The sequence below is a fragment of the Mycobacterium scrofulaceum genome (assembly GCF_002086735.1).
In the GTDB taxonomy this organism is placed as follows: Bacteria; Actinomycetota; Actinomycetes; order Mycobacteriales; family Mycobacteriaceae; genus Mycobacterium; species Mycobacterium scrofulaceum.
In genome coordinates this window covers 70,714-90,305 of sequence record NZ_MVIJ01000007.1, presented here as the reverse complement: position 1 = coordinate 90,305, position 19,592 = coordinate 70,714, and the positions used below count along the sequence as shown (strand labels likewise).

At 68.9% G+C, this 19,592-nt stretch carries 21 protein-coding genes, 3 tRNA genes and 1 pseudogene; 8 read left to right on the top strand and 17 right to left on the bottom strand.

Annotation, left to right across the window (positions count from 1 at the left end):
* Positions 1–60: 60 nt before the first annotated feature.
* The 4 genes and pseudogenes from BST44_RS06935 to BST44_RS31515 all read right to left on the bottom strand — a co-directional run.
* Entirely contained in the window at positions 61–1,200 is a 1,140-nt protein-coding gene (locus tag BST44_RS06935; RefSeq protein WP_083176025.1) for an SPFH domain-containing protein, read from the bottom strand.
* A gap of 58 nt (positions 1,201–1,258) precedes the next feature.
* Positions 1,259–1,474, bottom strand: a complete 216-nt coding sequence (locus BST44_RS30855) for an NfeD C-terminal domain-containing protein (RefSeq protein WP_244184745.1) — start codon at positions 1,472–1,474, stop codon at positions 1,259–1,261.
* A 43-nt stretch (positions 1,475–1,517) separates the two neighbouring features.
* Positions 1,518–1,709 (bottom strand): hypothetical protein, encoded by a 192-nt coding sequence (locus BST44_RS30850; RefSeq protein ID WP_244184744.1) that lies wholly within the window; start codon positions 1,707–1,709, stop codon positions 1,518–1,520.
* Between the two features lie 71 nt (positions 1,710–1,780).
* Positions 1,781–1,996: pseudogene (locus tag BST44_RS31515) on the bottom strand (hypothetical protein); the annotation flags it as partial.
* Between BST44_RS31515 and BST44_RS30845 the strand changes: the two are divergent.
* A complete protein-coding gene (locus BST44_RS30845; RefSeq protein ID WP_369332972.1) occupies positions 1,916–2,461 on the top strand; it encodes a DUF732 domain-containing protein in 546 nt (181 codons plus the stop codon). The pseudogene BST44_RS31515 and the gene BST44_RS30845 overlap by 81 nt on opposite strands.
* Before the next feature lie 34 nt (positions 2,462–2,495).
* On the opposite strand, the gene wzm is transcribed toward BST44_RS30845, so the two are convergent.
* Genes wzm through BST44_RS06900 form a run of 5 tightly spaced genes read right to left on the bottom strand, consistent with a single transcriptional unit; the run spans position 2,496 to position 7,585 of the window.
* The gene (wzm, locus tag BST44_RS06920; protein ID WP_083176019.1) at positions 2,496–3,326 is read right to left on the bottom strand and encodes a galactan export ABC transporter permease subunit Wzm/RfbD; all 831 of its coding nucleotides are present in this window, start codon (positions 3,324–3,326) and stop codon (positions 2,496–2,498) included.
* Positions 3,323–4,237, bottom strand: coding sequence for a galactofuranosyltransferase GlfT1 (gene glfT1, locus BST44_RS06915; protein ID WP_083176017.1), 915 nt, complete (start codon positions 4,235–4,237; stop codon positions 3,323–3,325). The genes wzm and glfT1 overlap by 4 nt, the downstream gene beginning before the upstream one ends.
* Positions 4,230–5,069 carry a galactan export ABC transporter ATP-binding subunit Wzt/RfbE gene (gene wzt, locus BST44_RS06910; protein ID WP_083176015.1) on the bottom strand — a complete coding sequence of 280 codons (840 nt, stop codon included), beginning with the start codon at positions 5,067–5,069 and terminating at the stop codon, positions 4,230–4,232. Before wzt ends, glfT1 begins: the two co-directional genes overlap by 8 nt.
* Before the next feature lie 11 nt (positions 5,070–5,080).
* Positions 5,081–5,590, bottom strand: a complete 510-nt coding sequence (locus tag BST44_RS06905; RefSeq protein WP_083176013.1) for a bacterial proteasome activator family protein — start codon at positions 5,588–5,590, stop codon at positions 5,081–5,083.
* Between the two features lie 21 nt (positions 5,591–5,611).
* Positions 5,612–7,585 (bottom strand): DUF6541 family protein, encoded by a 1,974-nt coding sequence (locus BST44_RS06900; RefSeq protein WP_083176011.1) that lies wholly within the window; start codon positions 7,583–7,585, stop codon positions 5,612–5,614.
* 127 nt (positions 7,586–7,712) lie between these two features.
* Here BST44_RS06900 and BST44_RS06895 point away from each other — a divergent pair, with 127 nt between their 5' ends.
* Positions 7,713–8,909, top strand: coding sequence for a cysteine desulfurase-like protein (locus BST44_RS06895; protein ID WP_083176009.1), 1,197 nt, complete (start codon positions 7,713–7,715; stop codon positions 8,907–8,909).
* Positions 8,910–9,057: 148 nt separating this feature from the next.
* Here BST44_RS06895 and BST44_RS06890 read toward each other — a convergent pair whose 3' ends face one another.
* Positions 9,058–10,026 carry an NAD(P)H-quinone oxidoreductase gene (locus BST44_RS06890; protein ID WP_208619742.1) on the bottom strand — a complete coding sequence of 323 codons (969 nt, stop codon included), beginning with the start codon at positions 10,024–10,026 and terminating at the stop codon, positions 9,058–9,060.
* 37 nt (positions 10,027–10,063) lie between these two features.
* Here BST44_RS06890 and BST44_RS06885 point away from each other — a divergent pair.
* Positions 10,064–10,150: transfer RNA gene (locus BST44_RS06885), tRNA-Ser, on the top strand.
* A gap of 7 nt (positions 10,151–10,157) precedes the next feature.
* On the opposite strand, the gene BST44_RS06880 is transcribed toward BST44_RS06885, so the two are convergent.
* From BST44_RS06880 to BST44_RS06865, 4 genes are all read right to left on the bottom strand, one after another.
* On the bottom strand, positions 10,158–11,276 hold the full coding sequence (locus BST44_RS06880; protein WP_083176005.1) for an Rv2629 family ribosome hibernation factor: 1,119 nt from the start codon (positions 11,274–11,276) through the stop codon (positions 10,158–10,160).
* A 34-nt stretch (positions 11,277–11,310) separates the two neighbouring features.
* On the bottom strand, positions 11,311–11,502 hold the full coding sequence (locus tag BST44_RS06875; RefSeq protein ID WP_083176003.1) for a hypothetical protein: 192 nt from the start codon (positions 11,500–11,502) through the stop codon (positions 11,311–11,313).
* Positions 11,503–11,531: 29 nt separating this feature from the next.
* Positions 11,532–12,767 (bottom strand): lipase LipE, encoded by a 1,236-nt coding sequence (lipE, locus tag BST44_RS06870; RefSeq protein ID WP_083176001.1) that lies wholly within the window; start codon positions 12,765–12,767, stop codon positions 11,532–11,534.
* Between the two features lie 84 nt (positions 12,768–12,851).
* A complete protein-coding gene (locus tag BST44_RS06865) occupies positions 12,852–13,676 on the bottom strand; it encodes a crotonase/enoyl-CoA hydratase family protein (protein WP_083175999.1) in 825 nt (274 codons plus the stop codon).
* A gap of 23 nt (positions 13,677–13,699) precedes the next feature.
* On the opposite strand from BST44_RS06865, the gene BST44_RS06860 reads away from it, so the two are divergent.
* Positions 13,700–14,284 carry a TIGR03086 family metal-binding protein gene (locus BST44_RS06860; RefSeq protein ID WP_208619741.1) on the top strand — a complete coding sequence of 195 codons (585 nt, stop codon included), beginning with the start codon at positions 13,700–13,702 and terminating at the stop codon, positions 14,282–14,284.
* A gap of 12 nt (positions 14,285–14,296) precedes the next feature.
* On the opposite strand, the gene BST44_RS06855 is transcribed toward BST44_RS06860, so the two are convergent.
* Positions 14,297–14,758 carry a DUF4334 domain-containing protein gene (locus BST44_RS06855; protein WP_083175995.1) on the bottom strand — a complete coding sequence of 154 codons (462 nt, stop codon included), beginning with the start codon at positions 14,756–14,758 and terminating at the stop codon, positions 14,297–14,299.
* 11 nt (positions 14,759–14,769) lie between these two features.
* Positions 14,770–15,837 carry a histidinol-phosphate transaminase gene (gene hisC, locus BST44_RS06850; protein WP_083175993.1) on the bottom strand — a complete coding sequence of 356 codons (1,068 nt, stop codon included), beginning with the start codon at positions 15,835–15,837 and terminating at the stop codon, positions 14,770–14,772.
* Positions 15,838–15,921: 84 nt separating this feature from the next.
* On the opposite strand from hisC, the gene BST44_RS06845 reads away from it, so the two are divergent.
* The 3 genes from BST44_RS06845 to BST44_RS06835 all read left to right on the top strand — a co-directional run bounded on the left by BST44_RS06845 (position 15,922) and on the right by BST44_RS06835 (position 16,984).
* Positions 15,922–16,010, top strand: a tRNA-Ser gene (locus BST44_RS06845).
* A 41-nt stretch (positions 16,011–16,051) separates the two neighbouring features.
* A tRNA-Arg gene (locus BST44_RS06840) sits at positions 16,052–16,124 on the top strand.
* A gap of 116 nt (positions 16,125–16,240) precedes the next feature.
* The gene (locus BST44_RS06835; protein WP_083175991.1) at positions 16,241–16,984 is read left to right on the top strand and encodes a TrkA C-terminal domain-containing protein; all 744 of its coding nucleotides are present in this window, start codon (positions 16,241–16,243) and stop codon (positions 16,982–16,984) included.
* 424 nt (positions 16,985–17,408) lie between these two features.
* Here the strand turns inward: BST44_RS06835 and BST44_RS06830 are convergent, their stop codons facing one another.
* Positions 17,409–18,407, bottom strand: a complete 999-nt coding sequence (locus BST44_RS06830; protein ID WP_244184747.1) for a phosphotransferase family protein — start codon at positions 18,405–18,407, stop codon at positions 17,409–17,411.
* 198 nt (positions 18,408–18,605) lie between these two features.
* On the opposite strand from BST44_RS06830, the gene BST44_RS06825 reads away from it, so the two are divergent.
* Positions 18,606–19,547: a class I SAM-dependent methyltransferase gene (locus BST44_RS06825; protein WP_083175987.1), complete on the top strand. Its 942-nt coding sequence runs from the start codon at positions 18,606–18,608 to the stop codon at positions 19,545–19,547.
* Positions 19,548–19,592: the final 45 nt, after the last annotated feature.

Genomic DNA, 19,592 nt, shown 5'->3' with positions numbered 1-19,592 from the left:
GTTCCAGTGTTGCACCACGGCGAGGCGCCCGCCACCGTTTCGGACAAGCGGCGAGTTTCCTCAGCGGGCGGGCGGGCCGGAGTCGGAGTTGGTGGTCAGCGGCGGTGCGCCGTCTTCGTCGTCGTAGTACTCGACGGTGCCGCGCAGGGCGTCGAAGATCGCCCTGCCCTGCGCCACCAGCCCGCTGGCCACCTCCGTGAGTCCCTCGGCCCCGTTGAGCACGGTGACGTTCGCGTTGGCCAGGCCCCGGGCCGCCTTCTCGACGATCTCGGGCAGTTGGTCGATGAGCGCCTTGTCGAGCGCCACCCGGTTGTGCGACGCGGCCGCCTCCGCCTGGATCTTCATCTTCTCCGCGTCGGCGACGGCCAGGATCCGGACACGCTCGGCCTCGGCCTCGGCGGGTTTGACGACCTCGGCGACCAGTTCCTGCTGGCGCAGCTCGGCGGCGCGCTCCGCCAGTTCGGTGCGCATCTGCAGCACCTCGCGCTGGGCCTCGGCTTCGGCGAGTGGCCCGGACTGCGCGGCCTCCGCCTGGGCCTTGTCGACCTCGGCCTTGTACTGCGCCTTGACGATGGCGGTTTGACGGGCGAACTCGGCCTGCTTGCGCTGTGACTCCTGTTCGGCCTCGGCGGCCGCCTGGTTGGCCTGCGCCTGCGCGATCTGCGCCTGTTGCTGGATCGCGGCGTTGTGCGGCGCCGACATGGCGTCGATGTAGCCCAGCCCGTCGTCGTCGATGGACTGGATCTGCAGCGCGTCGACGGTCAGCCCGATGCGCGCCATCTCTTCCTTGGACCCGTCGAGCACCTCGGTGGCCAGCTTCTGGCGCTCCCGGATGATCTCCTCGACGGTCATCGACCCGATGATCGAGCGCAGGTGGCCGGCGAAGATGCGGCCGGTCAACACCGACATCTGGTCCTGCTCGGACAGGAATCGTTGCGCCGCGCTGATGATGCTCTCGGTGTCGTTGCCGACCTTGAAGGCGATCACCGCCCGCACGTTGAGGGTGATGCCCTGCTGGGTCACGCACTTCTCGGCGACCTCGGCCTCGCACATGGCCAGCGTGAGGAACCGGACCTTGCGGAAGAACGGCATGATGAAGGCGCCGTGACCGGTCACGACGCGGAACGGCGCGTTGCTTTTGGTTCGGGCACCGGAGACGAGCATCGCCTCGTCGGGGGCGGGCACCTTGTAACCGAGCATGGGACTCCTTCGCGGGTTTGGCTGTTGTATCCCGGCCGATCCGGGCCGTCAATTCAGGTCAGGCGAGGCCCTGCCAGGGCTCGACGGCCACCGTGCGGGCGCCCCTGACCTCCACCACCAGCACCTGGGCGCCCTTCGGCAGGGGGTGGTCGGACCATGCCAGGAAGGCCTCCTTGGCGCCCCGGACGGTGACCAGCACCTCGCCGGCGCCGCCGTCGCCGCGGGTTGCGACGGTCAGCGTTCCCACACAGCCGATGGCGGAGGCGTCGCTCACGAACGCATACTCCCGCATCGGAAGTGCGCGCGCCGTGTTTCCCCTAAACGGGCCCGGCCGTGAGGGTGACGACGTGGTTGCGGCTCTCGTGCGCCTTGATGCGCGACACCCAGACGCGGCCGCCGGTGGCCGGCCCGACGATGCCTTCCACCGTCTCGAACGTCCAGGCGGTCGCGCCCGCCATCCCGGTGTCGTCCATGATCCGCAGGTCGATGACGCCCCGGTCGGCCAGCAACTCGAACAGGTCGCGCTGGGGTCGTCGGCGGCGATCAGCGTGGTGTGGTCGAACTGGTCGCGCAGCGCCCCCTTGACCTCGTCGAGGGTGCCCTCGCCGACGACGGCGTCGGTGCCTGCTTCGGTTTCGGCGCAGGCGAACTCGATGTCGAAGGCACGCTCGTAGCCGTGCAGGAAGAATTGCTTGCCCTGATTGGCCCACGAACGATGGCAGCAGGGCAGGTGGTCGAACACCCTGTGCAGGTGGAACCTGGCGGTGCGGCCCGGCGGCGCGTCGGCGCGGTGCATCGTGGCCACGCGGGCCCCATCGGGGAAAACGTTGTTACGCATGGGCACAGCGTCGGAACCGGGGCTTGCGGAATCCTTAAGCGGCCTATGGTGGGTGTTATGAGCGTCGGTCCTCCGAAGCGGTCCGCAGCCCCTTTCGCCGTGGCAGCCGCCGCCGCGCTGCTCCTCGCGGCGCCGGCGGCGGCGGATCCGGCCGACGACGCCTTCCTGTCGGCCCTCGCGGACAACGGAATCGTCATCAACGACCCCGACACCGCCATCTCGATGGCCCACACGGTCTGCGCCGGATTCGACAGCAAGCAGCCGGCGAGCCTGCTCGCGATGAAGGCGATGAGGAACACCAATCTGACCGCGAAACAGGCGGGCTTCTTCGTCGGCCTCTCGGTGTCCGCCTACTGCCCGCAGTACAAGGGGCAGACCGGCGGCACCCTGAATTGGCTGCACATGCCGCCGCCGAACATGTGAGCGGTAGATCGACTGCCGGGCTCCGCACGCCGGGCTAGACCCAGTACGGAACCCGGGCGCGGTATTGCCGCATCGCGAATGCCGCCAGCACCCAGCCGACCGCGGTCAGCGCCCCCACCACGGCCCAGTGCCGCAACTCCTGGTGCGCGCCCAGCAGCGGGGCGCGGACGATGTCGAGATAGTGCAGCAGCGGATTCAATTCGACGATGCGCGACCAGCGTCCCGCCCCCTGCGCCCGCAGCGTGTCGTCGTTCCAGATGATCGGCGTCATGAAGAACAGCAACTGCACGACCGAGAACAGCAGCGGCCCGATGTCGCGATAGCGCGTCGCCAGGATGCCGAAACACAGTGACACCCATATGCAATTGAGCACGATCAGCCCCAGCGCCGGAATCACCGACAGGTCCGCCCACGACCACGGCTTGGGATAGATCATCGCGATCACGACGTAGATGACGATGTTGTGCGCGAACAAGATCATCTGCCGCCACACCAGCCGGTAGACGTGCACGCTCAGCGGCGTCGGCAACTGCTTGATCAGTCCCTCGTTGGCGACGAAGACGTCGGCGCCCTCCAGGATCGCCGCGTTGATGAGGTTCCAGACGATCAGTCCGAGCGTGACGTACGGCAGGTGCACCGAGAGTTCGAGGTGAAAGAGCTTGGAGTACAGGCCGCCCATGGCGACGGCGGTGGTGCCGGTCGCGATGGTGATCCAGAACGGCCCCAGCACCGAGCGGCGGTAGCGCTGCTTGATGTCCTGCCAGCCCAGGTGCAGCCACAGCTCGTGGCGGCGGAAACCGGCGGCCAGGTCACCCCGGGCGCGGGTGAAGGTCCGCGACTGGGCGGCGGCGTCGATGAATGTCAAGTGCAGCCTCCCGGTTTGCCGAACTGCTCCCGACGCCCCAAGCGGCGCAACCGAATCCACTCGGCCAGGCCCTTCGGGTCGCGCCGGGTCATCAGGAAGTACCAGCCGAACCGGACCCATTCCTGCAGCTGCAGCTTGCGCAGGCCGGGCTGGGCCAACAGGTATCCGCGGTTGCGGTAGGTGTAGAACCGCTTGGCGGGATCGTCTGGGTATTGGGTGTGCATGCGGCCGCCCAGGATCGGCCGGAATTCCGCCGACCCGCACGGGTGCAGGTAGATCGCGTCCAGGCAGGTGCCGAACGGCAACCCGGACCGCACCAGTCGCCGATGCATCTCGACCTCGTCGCCGCGGATGAACAGTCGCAAGTCGGGGACGCCGATCGCCTCCAGCGTGGCCGCCCGGAACAGCGCGCCGTTGAACAGCGACGCGATCCCGGGCAGTAGGTCCTGCCCCGCCTCGGTGCGCAATTCGCTTGCGCGCCTGCGCCATACCAACCCGCGGCGCAGCGGAAACGCCAGCCGCTGCGGGTCATCCATATTGCACACCATCGGCGACACCTCGGCCAGCGCGTGCTTCTCGGCGCATGCGAGCAGGGTGGCGAGCACGTGCGAGTCCTGCGGGCGTCCGTCGTCGTCGGCCAGCCACACCCAGCCGGCGCCCTGTGCCAACGCGTGCAACATGCCGAGCGCGAAACCACCTGCGCCGCCGAGGTTTCGGCGGGAAGCCAGATAAGTGGTCGGAATCGGCTGGCCGGCCACCAGATCTGCGACCCGGCCGTCGGCGGGGCCGTCGTTGTCCACGACGATCAGGTGGTCGGGTAGCCGGGTCTGGCTGCTCAGGGTGCCCAGCGACTTGGCCAGCTCGTCGGGGCGCCGGTGGGTGACCACGACGGCGAAGACGGATTCACTCATCCACGGAGGCTCTTTGGGCCAGCGGCTGATCGGCGTCAGCCGGCGAGCGCGTCTCGGCCAGCACCTCGCGCACGTGCCGGGCCGCATCCTCACCCTCGTAGGCGCGCACCACGTCTTCGATGCCGCCCGACATGCGAATGACTCCGTGCTCGATCCACATCGCGGTCTTGCACAGCCGGGCCAGGAACTCGTTGGAATGGCTGGCGAACACCAGGATTCCGGACCGCTCCACCAGCCCCTGCAGCCGCGACTGCGCCTTCTTCAGGAAGTCCGCGTCCACCGCGCCGATGCCCTCGTCGAGCAGCAGGATCTCCGGGTCGATGCTGGTGACGACGCCCATCGCGAGCCGGACCCGCATCCCGGTGGAGTAGGTGCGCAGCGGCATCGACAGGTAGTCACCCAGCTCGGTGAACTCGGCGATCTCGTCCACCTTGGCCAGCATCTGCTTGCGGGTCTGCCCGAGGAACAGCCCGCGGATGATGATGTTCTCGTAGCCCGAGATCTCCGGGTCCATGCCGACGCCCAGATCGAAGACCGGTGCGACCCGGCCGGTGACCTTCGCCCAGCCCCGCGTGGGTTCGTAGATGCCCGAAAGCAGGCGCAGCAGAGTCGATTTCCCGGCCCCGTTATGGCCGACCAGGCCGACCCGGTCGCCCAACTCGAGCGACATGGTGATGTCGCGCAACGCCTCGACGACGACCACGTTGGAGCTGTTGCGGCCGATCGTGCCGCCCGCCTTGCCCAGGAAGGCTTTCTTGAGGGAGCGCGACTTCGCGTCGAAAATGGGAAATTCCACCCACGCGTTGTGCGTCTCGATGTGAGGACCCGCCACCGTGCTTCGCTTTACAGGTACTGACCGTGCCCGGATCCGGTGCCCGGCTTGCCGACGCCGGGGGGGAGCGCGCCCTGGCGCATGTTCTCCAGCTGCGCGCGGGCGGCCATCTGCTGGGCGAACAGCGCGGTCTGGATGCCGTGGAACAGCCCCTCCAGCCAGCCGACCAGCTGGGCCTGGGCGATGCGCAATTCGGCGTCGGACGGCGCCGTGTCCTCGTTGAACGGCAGGGTGAGGCGGTCGAGCTCTTCCCGCAGCTCGGGCGCCAGGCCCTCTTCGAGCTCGCGGATGCTGGTCGCGTGGATCTCGCGCAGGCGGTTGCGGCTGGCCTCGTCGAGCGGTGCGGCGCGCACCTCCTCGAGGAGCTGCTTGATCATCGTCCCGATGCGCATGACCTTGGCGGGCTGCTCAACCAGATCGGTCAGGGAGCGCTCGTCGGAGTCGTCCTCCGCCACCGCCGTGGTCCGCGGGTCGACGCCGCCGATGATCTCGATGTCATCGTCGTCGTTGCGGGTACTCAAACCATCACCATCCTTTGCGGACTAAGAGTGCGGCGCCGCGCCGTTTCCGCGCCATTCGTAGATTCGGGCTCCACCGTTGTCGTAGATCAGCGCCCACGACTTCGATTTATCCAGTGACACTAGTCCGTCGGGTACGGCGAAGCCCCGGACCGTCGGCGTGCTGGTGTAGATGTACCGGATATTGAGCGCTTTAATCGCCTCGACCACCCGCGGATCGGAGTCGCCCTTGCGGGCGTACGCCCAGAAGATGAACCGGTTGGGGCCGGGGCCCATCTGCTGCGGGTAGTCGTAATGGGTCCACAGCGGGTGCAGGTCGGCGACGGCGTACATCCATGCGGTGCCGTCGGTGTTGGCGTTGCCGATCACGGTGTCGTGGGCGCCGGGCAGGGTGGCCAGGTAGGCCATGGCCATCAGGTCGCGCTGGTCGATCATCACCGAGTCGTACTTGTCGCCGAACAGGACCAGGTGCCGATAAAAGTAGTGGCGCGCGGCGAACACCGTCGTCGCCACCAGCAGGACCGCCGTGGCCGCCGCCCAGGCCGGGGCGGGCTGGGGTCTGAATCGGCCGGCGACTCGTTTGGCGCCGGCCACCACCGCCATGACGATCACGAACAAGGCGACGCCGGCCATCGGTTCCAGCAGCAGGGTGATGGCCGCCGAGATCCGGCGCGGATCCTTGTAGAAGAACTCCCCGAAGGCGCCGGCCAGCGCGCCGAACCGGCCGCCGAGCGGAGTTCCCGCGTCGACGTCGACCACCACCAGCAACAGCCACACCGCCAGCGGCCACCAGATCTTCTTGTAGGCGAAGATGACGCCCCCGAGGATGGCCAGCGCCATCAGGCCGTACTGGTAGGGGAAGTCGTTGAGGTGCCGCGAGTGCTGGAAGATGGCGTCGTAGAGGCCCCGCTTCATGCTGAGGCGGGTGAGGAACGAGTGCCCGGCGATGATGTCTTCCTGTTGGCGAACGCTGATGAACTGCGGCAACAGGATCAGCCCGGTGGCGATCGCCACGCCGGCGAGCGTCACGGCGTCGGCGACCCGGCCGCGCACCGGACGCCACAACACGTCCAGCACCCACCACCCGACGGCGAACAGGACGACGATGAACCCGCCGGTCAGGTGGACCGACATCACCCCGACGAAGGCCAGCACCGCCGCCGGGATGCGGTCGCGGTGCCGCAGCGTGGAGGCGATCAGCACGAACGTCGGGACGGCGACCCCGTACGCCGCCAGGTTGGGCATGGCGGCGACGCCGAACTCGACGTAGGGCAGCGCGGTGAACGACGCCGACAGCGCGGCGGCGGTGGCGGCCGCCCCGGCGGTGCGCCATTCGCACCAGTGCGGACGCAGCAGGCGCCAGGTCAGCATCGCGGCGCTGGTCGGGAACAGCCAGACCGAGGCCGCCACCGAGCTCAACGTGTAGCCGGTGGTCGGCGCCGCGCCGGTGAGCTGGCAGAACACCGCCACCCAGGCGTGGAACACCGAGGGGTAGTACAGCGTCTGGTGCGTCTCGACGTTGCGCAGCTCGCCCATGTGGGTGGACGAGGCCTGCCCGGTGTCCAGGATGAAGCGGACCTCGTTGGCGTGCCAGACGGCGTCCCAGGTGCTGGGGATGGTCTGCCAATGGGCGGCCAGACCGCGGTAGGCCGCCCACGTGATGAGCAGCGCCCCGATCAGCACCCCGACCGCCACCGTCGCCGCCGGCCAGCCGCCGATCCCGCGGGCCTCGGCCGCGGTGTCGCGGTAGCGCCCGAGCGCCAGCTGCAGGACCGTCATCACCAGGCACACCGCGACCAGCGTGGCCAGGGCGGTCCAGCCGTTCCAGGGGATCCCGACGGCGCCGAACGGGATGATCGCCAGCGCGATCGCGCCAAAGGTCAGCGCCGGGCCCACGGCGACGGCGATGGGCCAACTCAGCTGACTGATTCGCGCGATGATCGCCCCGGGCGCTATCAGCAAGAACAACGCGATCAGCGTTCCGAACCAGAGGCCCACTGGACTAGTATGGCTGGCCGGGTGTCCTGCCTCGGGAAGCCACCGGTCGGCCGGAAAGTCTCGGGCGTCTCCGGGCACCGCAACCGTCACAGTCTCGCGGAAATGCGCAAGCTCTAAGGTGGCTGGCATGGTTTACGACGTCGCCCGGGTGCGCGGACTCCATCCGTCGCTGGGTGACGGGTGGGTGCACTTCGACGCGCCGGCCGGGATGCTCATCCCGGATTCCGTCGCGACCACCGTTTCGACCGCCTTCCGCAGGTCCAGCGCCACCGCGGTGGGCGCGCATCCGTCCGCCCAGCGCAGCGCCGCCATTCTGGACGCGGCCCGGGCGGCGGTGGCCGACCTGTTCAACGTGGACCCGGCGGGCGTGGTCCTCGGCGCCGACCGCGCCATCCTGTTGTCGGCGCTGGCCGAGGCGTCGTCCTCGCGCGCCGGTCTGGGCTACGAGGTGATCGTCAGCCGCCTCGACGACGAGGCGAACATCGCCCCGTGGCTGCGGGCGGCGCACCGCTACGGCGCCAAGGTCAAGTGGGCGGAGATCGACATCGAGACCGGCGAGCTGCCGACCTGGCAGTGGGAGGGACTGATCGGGAAGTCGACCAGGCTGGTGGCCGTCGCCTCGGCGTCCGCTGCGCTGGGCACGGTCACCGACCTGCGGGCGATGACCAAGCTGGTGCACGACGTCGGCGGGCTGGTGGTGGTGGACCATTCCGCCGCGGCGCCCTACCGGTTGCTCGACGTCAAGGAGACCGACGCCGACGTGGTGGCGGTGAACGCTCTGGGGTGGGGCGGTCCGCCGATCGGCGCGGTGGTGTTCCGCGACCCGGCGCTGCTCAATTCGTTCGGTTCCATTTCGACGGACCCCAAGGCGACCGGCGCGGCGCGTCTCGAGATCGGCGCACATCAGTTCGGCCTGCTGGCCGGGGTGGTGGCCAGCGTCGAGTATCTGGCGGCGCTCGACGAGTCGGCCCGTGGCAGCCGCCGCGAACGCCTGGCGGTGTCGATGCAGTCGGCGACGTCGTATCTGAACCGGGTCTTCGATTACCTGATGGTGTCGTTGCGGTCGCTGCCGTTGGTCATGGTGATCGGCCGCCCCGAGGTGCGCATCCCCGTGGTCAGCTTCGCCCTCAACGGCGTGCCCGCCGAACGGGTGGTGCAGCGGTTGGCCGACAACGGGGTCCTGGCCGTCACCAACGAGAGCTCCCGAGCCCTCGAGGTGCTGGGCGTCAACGACGTCGGCGGCGCGGTGACCGTCGGGCTGGCGCATTACTCGACGACGGCCGAGGTCGACCAGCTGGTGCGCGCGCTGGCTTCCCTGGGCTGAGCCTGCCTCCGGTTAGCGCTCGAGAGCGCAGCCATGGCCTTCGGTGTGCGCTCACGGCGCGGATGCCACGAAAATCACGCCCACACAGCACGCTCGAAGCCCTCACCGCACACTCGACGGGCCGGGCTCGGCAGCTGGGCCGAACCGGCTAGACCGTCAGCACGACCTTGCCGGTGACCTCGCTCGACGTCAGCTGTTGATGCGCCTCGCCGGCCCGCTGGATGGGCAGGCGGGCGCCGATGATCGGGCGGACGCGGCCCTCGGCGATCATCGGCCATACCGAGCGGATCACCGCCTGCACGATCTCGGTCTTGCTGTTGGGCCCGGTCACCGGCCGGGCCCGCAGCGTGGTGCCGATGACCCGCGCCCGCTTGCCCAGCAGCTTGGCGATGTTGAGCTCGCCCTTGATGCCGCCCTGCATCCCGATGATCACCAGCTGCCCGTCGGTGGCCAGCGCGTCGATGTTGCGGTCCAGGTAGGCCGCGCCAATGATGTCGAGGATCACGTCGGCGCCGCCGCATTCCTGCAGCCGCGCGACGAAGTCCTCGTCGCGGTAGTTGACCGTGATTTCGGCGCCCAGCTGGCGGCAGAATTCGAGCTTCTCCGCCGAGCCGGCCGTGACGGCCACCCGGACGCCGAGGGCCCGCGCGACCTGGATCGCGTGGCTCCCGATGCCGCTGGCCCCGCCGTGCACCAGCAGCAGCTGGCCCTTGCCCAGGTGGGCGGTCATCACCAGGTTCGACCACACCGTGCACGCCACCTCCGGCAGCCCGGCGGCGTCGACGAGGTCCACACGAGAGGGAATCGGCAGTACCTGGCCAGCGGGCACCGCGACGTACTCGGCGTAGCCGCCGCCGGCCAGCAGCGCGCAAACTTGTTGTCCGGCAGACCAATCCGTGACGCCCTCGCCGGTTTCGGCGATGACACCGGACACCTCCATGCCGATGATCTCGCTGGCGCCGGGCGGAGGTGGGTACTTGCCGGCGGCCTGCAGCAGGTCGGCGCGGTTCACACCGGCGGCGGCGACCTTGATCAGCACCTCGCCGGGCCCGGCGGACACGTCGGGAACGTCTTGCCAGGAAAGCTGATCGGGGGATTCGGCGACGATGGCGCGCATGGCAGCCACGCTACCGACCACCGTTACCCTTAGCAGCGGTGGCGTGGCAGAGCGGCCTAATGCACTCGCCTTGAAAGCGAGAGACGGCTAACACCGTCCGGGGGTTCAAATCCCTCCGCCACCGCCGGTGTTCAGTCGACGCTCTGGTGCAGCGTCGGCGCGTAGCGAAGCAGCGCGCCGACCCCGTCGGCCGGGGCGATCCGCTCGTCGGTGCGCACCAGCGCCGCCCCGACGGAGATCGCGAACAGCGGCAGGGCCTCGTCGGCCCGCAGCGTCTTGGCGGGCGCCGCGCCCTGCTCCGAGAGCACGTTCTCGTTGGGCGCGACCGTCGTCAGGCCCTCGTCGGAGACCACCGTGGCGTCGCCGACGTCGCCGACGATCAACGTGTCCACCGCGCCCTGGCGCAGCGCCGAGCACACCGCGTCGACCCCCTCGGCGGCCAGCCCCGATTGCCGCCCCACCTCGGCGGTGAACCGGGCGGCGGCGTCGTCGATCACCTTCAACCGCCGCTTGACGAATTCGGCTTCGATGCCCCGCTGAACCTCCTCGTCGTCGTGACCGCTGTGGCGCGCGCCCACCTGCAGCGCAATCGCCCGGTCGCGCAGGCGATCCGGCAGGGCGGACAGCAGGTCCGAGCGCGAGCGCACCTCGCCGACGACGAAGATCATCTCGATCGACTTGTCGTCGACGAGTTCGCCGACCCGGTCGGCCACCGCCCGCACGTTCTTGCGGGCGGCTTCGTCGGTGCGCAGTTGCGGGTCGCCGTATCCGGCGGTCTCGGCGCCCGCGGCCTTGTGCACCGGGTAGCCGCCGCCGTCGACAGTCTCCGTCCGCAGGGTGCCGTTGATGTGCGTGGTGATGTCGGCGCCGGTGTGGTCGACGACGGCCAGCAGATAGTCGGGGTACTCGAAGCCGAGTTCGACGATCGGGAGGACAAAGGGCAATTCGGACACGCGGACGACCGTCTCGGCCGTGGGCCGGGTGAGGTGCTCGTTGAGCAGCACCCGCTCGGCGCTGGCCACGATGCCGCGGCCGCTGCGACCGATCGGGGGCCGCAGATCCCGCACAGCGCGCCCGATTTCGTCGATCACCGCCGCACCGGCGCCCTGGCTTTCCAGGTCTTCCTTGAGGGCCCGCCATTTGAGCTCGAGCTGGGCTTCGGCGTCGTGGGTGTCGTGTGAGTCGTCGAAGTAGACCGACGCGAATGGCGCGGGGGCCTCTAGCAGCTTGCGGAAGCGTTCAGAGTCCATGCCTTCGGGTGCCCGGCGGGCCGGGCCGCAAACACTAGTAGCTGCGATCGCCTTCGCTGTTGTCGAAGAAGCGCCATTCACCGTCGGTTTCGACTTCCATGCGCCAGCCCAGTTCGCTGCCTTCGACCGCCTCGTCGGCGAACCACGCGTGCGCCTTGTCGGCGCTGTCGATGTCCTTGGTCGCGACGACGTCGCCCTTGGGATTGAGCACTCGATAGGTAGCCATCCGGGCAGTGTTCCCACCGCGGGGCACCCTCAACCCGCGGGGATCTCCGCGGTGATCTTGTCCATCAGGGCGGTGTAGCGCTTGGCTTCCGGGTCGCGCCCGGGTTTGCCGCTGCTGACCACGCCGGCCGCCAGGCCGCGCGCCGGGTCGGCCCAGATGGCGATGTTGACCAGGCCGAGGTTGCCGAACGCGTGCGGCGCGTGGCGCCCGAACGGCCCCCATCGGTCCGTCCCGAGGATGAAACCGGTGCCCCACCGGGCCGGTTGCAGCCCGACCGCGAAATCCGGCCGCAGCCGGCGGCATTGCTTGACCGCGCCGTACATGGTCTCGGGGCTGACCACCCGCACGCCGTCGAGAGTGCCTCCGCGACGCCAGATTTCGGCGAACCGCGACATCTCGTGCGCGGTCGAGACCGTGTTGGACGACGGGATGATCGTGTTGAGAAACAGCGGGGTGTTGGTGATCGGGATCATCTCGTGCACGGTTCCGCCGATCGCCTTGCGGAAGATCTGCGCGATCACCGGCGGCAGCGGACGGCCGGTCGCATGGCTGGGTGCGACCAGGGCCAGGTCCTCTTTGGTGACGCCGAAGTTGGTCCACCGGAACCCGAGCGGGTCGAGGATCTCGGTGGCCAGGATTTCGCGAATCTCCTTGCCGGTGGCCGCGTAGACGAGCTCGCGCACGAGCGGGCCCCAGGTCAGCGCGTGATAGATGTGCACCAGCCCCGGGCGGTACAGCGGCCGCAGTTCGCCGAGCTTCTGCTGTGCGTACTCGTGGTCGTCGGCGCGCTTGACGTCCGGCTTGGCCCCGGTGGGGAAGGGCAGCCCGGCGCTGTGCGTCATCACGTGGCGGATGGTGATCCGATCCTTGCCGTGACTGGTGAACGTGGGGATGTAGTCGCAGACGCGGTCGTCGAGGGAGAAGACGCCGCGCTCGACGAGCATGTGCACCACCGTCGCCGCGATGCCCTTGGCCGCCGAGTAGACGCAGAACGGCGTGTCGGGGGTGACGGGGGTCTTCTCGGCGTCGGGCGGGTCGCTAGGGGCGTTGCCCCAGCCGTGGCCGATCGCCCGGTTGAGGACGACGCGCCCGTTCCGGCGGAGGCACAGCTGGATCGCGGGGTGGAAGCCCGCCCCATACCAGTGCCGGGCGGCGTCCCAGATCCGGTCGACGGCGGCGCCGTCGATCTCGGAGTGGTCTTCCTCGCCGATCGTGGTCACGGCGTCCAAGTCGGCCGGGAGGCGGATCTTGCCGTCGGGGGTCACTGGCGCCGCTCCTCCCCATCGCTCCGCTCTGCATCGTCGCCAGCGCGCGTCGTCGTCACCCCAGCGAGGGTACGTGCCGCCGGATCACTCGCCGGTGAACTGCGGCGGGCGCTTCTCGAACGTCGCCGCGATGCCCTCGGTCAGGTCCTTCGACGGCAGGAAGGCCGCGTTCCAGGCGGCCACGTAGCGCAGGCTTTCCGATACCGCGGCGACGCGCTGCTGGTCGAGGACGTCCTTGACGCCGTGCACGGTCAGCGGTGGGTTGGCGGCGATCTCGGCAGCGGTGGCGTGCGCGGCGGCCAGCGTGGCCTCCGCGTCGTCGTACACGTCGTTGACCAGGCCGATCTTCTCGGCCCGGGCCGCGTCGATGTCCTTGCCGGTCAGCGCCAGCTCGCGCAGGTGGCCGTCGTTGAGGATCATCGGCAGCCGCGCCAGGCTGCCGACGTCGGCGACGATGGCCAGTTTGACCTCGCGCACCGAGAATTTGGCGTCGGCGCTGGCGTAGCGAATGTCGACCGCGGAGATCAGGTCGACACCGCCGCCGATGCACCAGCCGTGCACGGACGCGATGGTCGGGGTGCGGCAGTCGGCGACCGCGGTGATGGCGTTCTGCATGCGCTTGATCTCGGCGTGGAAGTCGGCGCGGGGCCGGGCCAGCGCGCCGCCGGACAGCAGCGGGGTGAACGAGCCGCCCATCGCGGGCACGTCCAGGCCGTAGCTGAAGTTCCTGCCGGAGCCCGTGATGACGATCGCGCGCACGTCGCGGTCGGCGTCCAGCGCCGCGAAAAGCTCCGGCATCTCCGACCAGAACGCCGGGCCCATCGCGTTGCCCTTGCCCGGCCCGATCAGCGTCACCCGCGCGACGTGATCTTTCGTCTCCACCGTGACGGATTCGTATGCTTGCGCCATATCGAGACCGTAGCGTGGCAAACATGGCTCCCGACTTGCGGCCCGGCCCGCACTCCCCGCCCACCGACGAACTGCACAGCGCCGAGGACACGCTCGGGGTGCTGCAGCGGGTGCTGCACACCATCGCGGCCGACGACCTGTCCCGGCAGACGCCGTGCGCGGAGTTCGACGTCGCGCAGTTGACCGATCATCTGCTGAAGTCGATCACGGCGCTGGGCGGCATGGTAGGCGCACAGATCCCCGAGCGCGACGCGGGCGACTCGGTGGAAGCGCAGGTGGTCACCGCGGCCCGGCCCGCGTTGGACGCCTGGCATCGGCACGGCCTGGACGGCTCGGTGCCGTTCGGCAAGGGGGAGATGCCCGCGAAAGGCGCGTGCGCCGTCCTGTCGATCGAATTCCTGGTCCACGCCTGGGATTACGCCACCGCCGTGGGACACCAGATCAACGCGCCCGAGCCGCTGTCCGAGTACGTGCTGGGGCTGGCCCGGCAGGTCATCAGGCCGGAGTTTCGCGGCGGTAACGGGTTCGACGACCCGGTCGACGTGCCCGGGGACGCCGGCGCGCTCGAGCAGTTGGTCGCGTTCACCGGCCGCAACCCGGTCCGCTAGCCCGCCGAGCCGCTAGACCCGTTCGAGGTAGAAGTAGTAATACCGGCCGTTATCCCGGACGCCCTTGCCGTTCATGATGCCCATCACGGCGGCGTCGTCGATCTTCTTGAAGTGGTCGTGCACCGGCTGGCCGTCGTAGACCATCGTCGCGGTGACCTCCCCGCGGAACTCCTCGAGCCACAGGCTGGCCTCGCCCTTGCCCAGCTCCTTGTTCGAGAACTTGTTGCCGTCGGCGTCGAGGCAGACCAGCGGCTGGACGTCACGCGCCGAGGAGAACGTCTTGCCGAACCAGCCGGCCTTCTCCAGCTGACCGTTCATCCGGTGGCCGGTGCGGAACTCGCCGCCCTTCCACTCGCCGAGCATCCCCTCGATGGTCGCGGGCTCGAGGCTGCCCCAGAAGTCGTCGAGCTCGGCATCGGGAATCTCGCCGCCGCGCTCCTTGAACTCGGTGAATTGTTTGCGCGCCAAGTCCAACGGAGTGCTCCTTACGGTTCGGTGCGGGAAATCCAGTCGCGGGCGAAGTGCAACAGGGCGTCATTCTCCTCCACCGCACCGATGGTGATGCGCACCCCCTCGCCCGCGAACGGTCGCACCACCAGCCGCGCGTCGGCGGCCTGCTCGGTGAAGTCCGCGGTGCGGGCGCCCAGCGGCAGCCAGATGAAATTCGCCTGCGACGGCGGCAGGGTGAACCCGGCGTCGCGTAGCCCGGCGCAGACGCGGGTGCGCTCGGCCACCAGTGCGTCGGTGCGGGCGATCAACTCGTCGGACGCCTCCAGCGACGCGATGGCGGCCGCCTGGGCGACGTTGGTCACGGCGAACGGCATGACGACCTTGTCCAGCGCGGTGATCAGGTCGGGGTGGCCGACCCCGTAACCGACCCGCAAGCCGGCCAGCCCGTAGGCCTTCGAAAAGGTCCGCAGCACAACGACGTTGCTGCGGGACAGCGCCAGCTCCAGGCTGTTGGGCAGCATGCCGTCGCGAACGAATTCGACGTAGGCCTCGTCGATGGCGATCAGGATGTGCGGCGGCACCGCGTCGACGAACCGGGCCAGGGCCTCCGGCTCGACCACCGTCGACGTCGGATTGTTCGGGTTGCAGACGAAGATCAGCCGGGTGCGGTCGGTGATCGCGGCGAGCATCGCGTCCAGGTCATGCGTGTGGTCGGTCAACGGCACTTTGACCGCGGTCGCGCCCGACACCTGGACGATGGGCAGGTAGCACTCGAAGCTGCGCCAGCCCATGATCACCTCGTCGCCGGCGGCGGCGGTGATCTGCACCAGCTGCTGGCACAGGGTGACCGAGCCGCTGCCGACCGCGATGTGCTCGGGGGCGACGTCGGAACCCAGGTGCATGGCCAGCGCCGCCTTGAGGTCCACGCTGGCGTTGTCCGGGTAGCGGTTGACGACGGCGACCGCGCGCTCGATCGCCGCGACCACGCTGGGCAGCGGGCCGAGCACCGTCTCGTTGCTGGCCAGTTTGATCGAGCCGGGCACGTTCTTGCCGGGCACATACACTGGCAGTCCGGCCAGTTCGGGACGCAAGCGGGCGGTCACTTCGACAGTTTATGTCGCCGATGTGTACGCTATGGCCGGTTCCGCGAGACCGGAAAGGGGTCGGGTACCCTCAAACAGTCCAAGGGAGGCGTGCCAGAGCGGCCGAATGGGGCTCACTGCTAATGAGTTGTCCCCCTCAAAGGGGACCGGAGGTTCAAATCCTCTCGCCTCCGCTGGGTCCTAGCGGAACACCACGCACGACAACTGAACACGGGCGCCCGTAGCTCAACGGATAGAGCATCTGACTACGGATCAGAAGGTTAGGGGTTCGAATCCCTTCGGGCGCGCTTTTTGAGCGCTTCTCGAGCTGTCGCGCCGTCAACGGGCGCAGCCGGCGCCAACATTCGGCTCAGCCGGGCGCACGGTGCGTTTACCGAATTCCTGCTCAGGGCAAGCTCACGGCATGTACGCCATCGCCTCACTGCTCGCCGTGCTGGCGGTCTCGCTGCTCGTCACCAGGGTCGCGACCGTAGTGCTCGCCGCCTCGGGGATGTCCGGGGAGTCGGCGCGGTTCCAGGCCCGGTCGGCGTTCACCGGCGCCGGCTTCACGACTACGGAATCCGAGGCCGTGGTGGCACATCCGCTGCGCCGCCGGGTGGTGATGCTGCTGATGCTCGTCGGCAACGTCGGCTTCGTCGCCGCCGCGAGTTCGCTGATCCTCGGCTTTCGAGGCGGCGCCACCGGGGCGTCCTGGCTGAGGGTCTTCGAGCTGGCCGCTGGCCTGATCCTGTTGGTATTTCTCTCCCGAAGTCCCCGGGTGAACCGCTGGTTGACCAGCGTGATCGGTCGAGCGCTGAGCCGCTTTACCGACATGCAGGGCCGCGACTCCGGCACGCTCGCCGACCTCGGGGAAGGCTATGTGGTCAGTGAGTTGGCCATCGCCGCGGACGACTGGGTGACCGGACGCACTCTCGAGGAGCTTCGGTTGCCCGACGAGGGCTTGATCGTGCTCGGAATCAACCGACGTGACGGCCATTACGCGGCGCATCCGGCCCCGGACTGCCGGGTCGCGTGCGGCGACGTGCTGGTGCTCTACGGCCACACCGACGCGATCGCCGATCTCGATCATCGCGCCGGCGACGACGGCGACGCGTCCCATGCCCGGGCGGTGCAACGACATGCCGCACGCAACGACGTCCGCGGTTGACAACTCGGCCCACACGGGCCGCCTCCGGGCGTACATTGAGGACCTCGGGCAAACAATTCAGTTCCGCGCGAACCATCGGAGTTGAGTGCCATGTCTCGTGTCAGCAAAATTTTCGCCGCCCTGATGATCGCTTCCAGCGCCTTCATGATGTCGGGTTGTGGTTGCACCACAACCGCGGGCGTCACCACTTGCACCTTGATGTAAGCGGTTCGCCCCTGCGCCGGCTTCGGCGACCGGTCTCGAGAGTCCGACGAAAATCTCGTCAGGCCAACGTGATTCGGGTCGGCCGCCGGGTTCAGGGCGCGCTAACGTCCCCCGAACGGTCCGCGGTGCGGGGGGGACGGTGCCCGTTTTGCGTGACGGCGCAGGTTTCCGTGCTCGGTGAAACCGTGACGGTTGCGGCACGAGGGGAGGTGCTAACGGATCAGCGGTCGCCCTTGATGAGGCCCAGCGCCCGCTCGAACAGGTGCACCGTGGCCGCGTGCAATTGGTCGCCGACCGCCTTCTCGGCCTGGCCCGCGCAGGCACGGGCCAGCGTCCCCTCGATGACGATGCCCAGCTTGAAGCAGGCCAGCACGGTGTACCAGGTGATATGCGACAAGTCGCGGACGGTGTTGGCCGCGTAGCGCTCGAACAGCTCGTCGGTGCTGGCCAGCCCGTCCTGACCACCCAGCGCGTGGCTGAACACGCTGGAGCCGTCGGGCTGGCGCCAGGTGGCAAGCAGCCAGCCGAGGTCCAGCAGCGGGTCGCCGATGGTGCACATCTCCCAGTCGACGATGGCGACGACGTCCGGCCCGGTCCGGGAGAACATCACGTTGGCGGCGTGGTAGTCGCCGTGCATGATGCCGGGAGTCCAGTTCGCCGGCCGGTGGCGTTGCAGCCAGGCCGACACTTCGTCGATGCCGGGGATGTCCGGCCCCGGATAGCCGTCGTACGCGCTGTAGGAGTCGAGCTCCGAAAGCCATCGCGGCACCTGGCGCTCCAGGAAGCCCTCCGGCTTGCCGAAGTCGGCGAGACCCACAGCGCCGTGATCGACGGCGCCCAGCTTGGCCAGCGCGTCGGCCATCGACAGTCCCATGCCGTGCCGCACGCTGGGATCGCCCGCGTGCAGCGGCGGCAATTCCTCCCCGGCGTTGAATCCGTCGACCGGGTCCATCAGGTAGAAGACCGCGTCGCCGAGCACGCCCGGGTCGTCGCAGGCGGCGATCAAATGTGGGTGTGGCACGTCTGAATCAGCCAGCGCCGCAAGAACTTTGGTTTCCCGCAGGATGACGGTGTTGCTGCGCGGACGAAGGTGCCGCGGGCCGCGCCGCAAGACGTAGGGCCGGCCGGCCCGGCTGAACCGGAGCATGACGTTCTGGGTTCCGCCGGTGACCGTGGACACCTCTTCCAGCGGGCCTTCGCCGAGTCCCCGCTCGGACATCCAGGCGGCGACGGCGTCGAGGTTCACGGAGTCCACGTTCAGCCGATACCGATCTCGTTCATGCCGGGCTCCTCTGCAAACCTGTGGGGCATCTGGGAAAAAGCCTAGGGCACCGGCGGCACGGGGCGGCGGGCGGCGGAGGCTGGAACAATAGTGTGCGGAACTAACGGACTCTCGCGCTGTGGAAGGGAACTGGCGATGCCGCGTACCGACAACGATTCCTGGGACATCACCCAAAGCGTGGGGGCCACCGCCCTTGGTGTCGCGGCGGCGCGCGCCGCCGAAACCGAGAGCGAGAATCCGCTCATCAACGACCCGTTCGCCCGCGTGTTCGTCGACGCGGCGGGCGAGGGCATGTGGAGCATCTACGCCGATCCGCAGCTGCTGGCCAAGGCGATGGAGCTGGAGCCCGACGTGCGCTCGCGCATCCAGTTGATGATCGACTTCATGGCCACCCGGACGGCCTTTTTCGACGAGTTCTTCCTGGGCGCGGCCGATTCCGGTGTCCGGCAGGTGGTCATCCTGGCCGCGGGCCTGGACGCGCGCACCTGGCGGTTGCCCTGGCCCGACGGCACGGTCGTCTACGAGTTGGACCAGCCCAAGGTCCTGGACTTCAAATCCGACACGCTGCGCCGGCACGGCGCGCAGCCGAAGGCGAAACTGGTCAACGTGCCGATCGATCTCCGGCAGGACTGGCCGAAGGCGTTGCAAGAGGCCGGATTTGACGCGTCGAAGCCCGCTGCCTGGTCGGCCGAGGGCCTGGTGCGTTACCTACCGGCGCAAGCCCAGGACCTGCTGTTCGAGCGCGTCCACAAGCTCAGCGCGAGGGGCAGTTGGCTGGCCTCCAACGTACCGGGTGCGGGATTCACCGATCCCGAGCTCGTCACGCGCCAGCGCGAGGATATGAAGCGCATGCGAGCGGCCGCGGCCAAGCTGGTCGACGCCGAGATCACCGACTTCGACGACCTCTGGTACGCCGAGGAGCGCACCCCGGTCGACGGGTGGTTGCGGGAGCACGGCTGGGGCGTCACCACGACCACGTTCGCCGAGCTGATGGCGCGCTACGGCCGTAGCATTGCGCAGGGCGCCGAGGGCACGATGCCGCCCACGCTGTACGTTTCCGCGCAGCGGCGTAGCTAGCGCGTCGAACCAGCTCGCCGGCCCCGCCGGGCTTCGCTGGGGCAC

Bases quoted from the DNA above. Each gene is read 5' to 3' on its own strand.
- BST44_RS06865 (WP_083175999.1), bottom strand. From the start codon at position 13,676: ATGGCGCAAGCATACGAATCCGTCACGGTGGAGACGAAAGATCACGTC.
- BST44_RS06875 (WP_083176003.1), bottom strand. From the start codon at position 11,502: ATGGCTACCTATCGAGTGCTCAATCCCAAGGGCGACGTCGTCGCGACC.
- BST44_RS06860 (WP_208619741.1), top strand. From the start codon at position 13,700: ATGGCTCCCGACTTGCGGCCCGGCCCGCACTCCCCGCCCACCGACGAA.
- BST44_RS06825 (WP_083175987.1), top strand. From the start codon at position 18,606: ATGCCGCGTACCGACAACGATTCCTGGGACATCACCCAAAGCGTGGGG.
- BST44_RS06835 (WP_083175991.1), top strand. From the start codon at position 16,241: ATGTACGCCATCGCCTCACTGCTCGCCGTGCTGGCGGTCTCGCTGCTC.
- BST44_RS30845 (WP_369332972.1), top strand. From the start codon at position 1,916: ATGGCAGCAGGGCAGGTGGTCGAACACCCTGTGCAGGTGGAACCTGGC.
- BST44_RS06935 (WP_083176025.1), bottom strand. From the start codon at position 1,200: ATGCTCGGTTACAAGGTGCCCGCCCCCGACGAGGCGATGCTCGTCTCC.
- glfT1 (WP_083176017.1), bottom strand. From the start codon at position 4,237: ATGAGTGAATCCGTCTTCGCCGTCGTGGTCACCCACCGGCGCCCCGAC.
- BST44_RS06880 (WP_083176005.1), bottom strand. From the start codon at position 11,276: ATGGACTCTGAACGCTTCCGCAAGCTGCTAGAGGCCCCCGCGCCATTC.
- BST44_RS06890 (WP_208619742.1), bottom strand. From the start codon at position 10,026: ATGCGCGCCATCGTCGCCGAATCCCCCGATCAGCTTTCCTGGCAAGAC.
- BST44_RS06830 (WP_244184747.1), bottom strand. From the start codon at position 18,407: ATGTCCGAGCGGGGACTCGGCGAAGGCCCGCTGGAAGAGGTGTCCACG.
- BST44_RS06895 (WP_083176009.1), top strand. From the start codon at position 7,713: ATGGTTTACGACGTCGCCCGGGTGCGCGGACTCCATCCGTCGCTGGGT.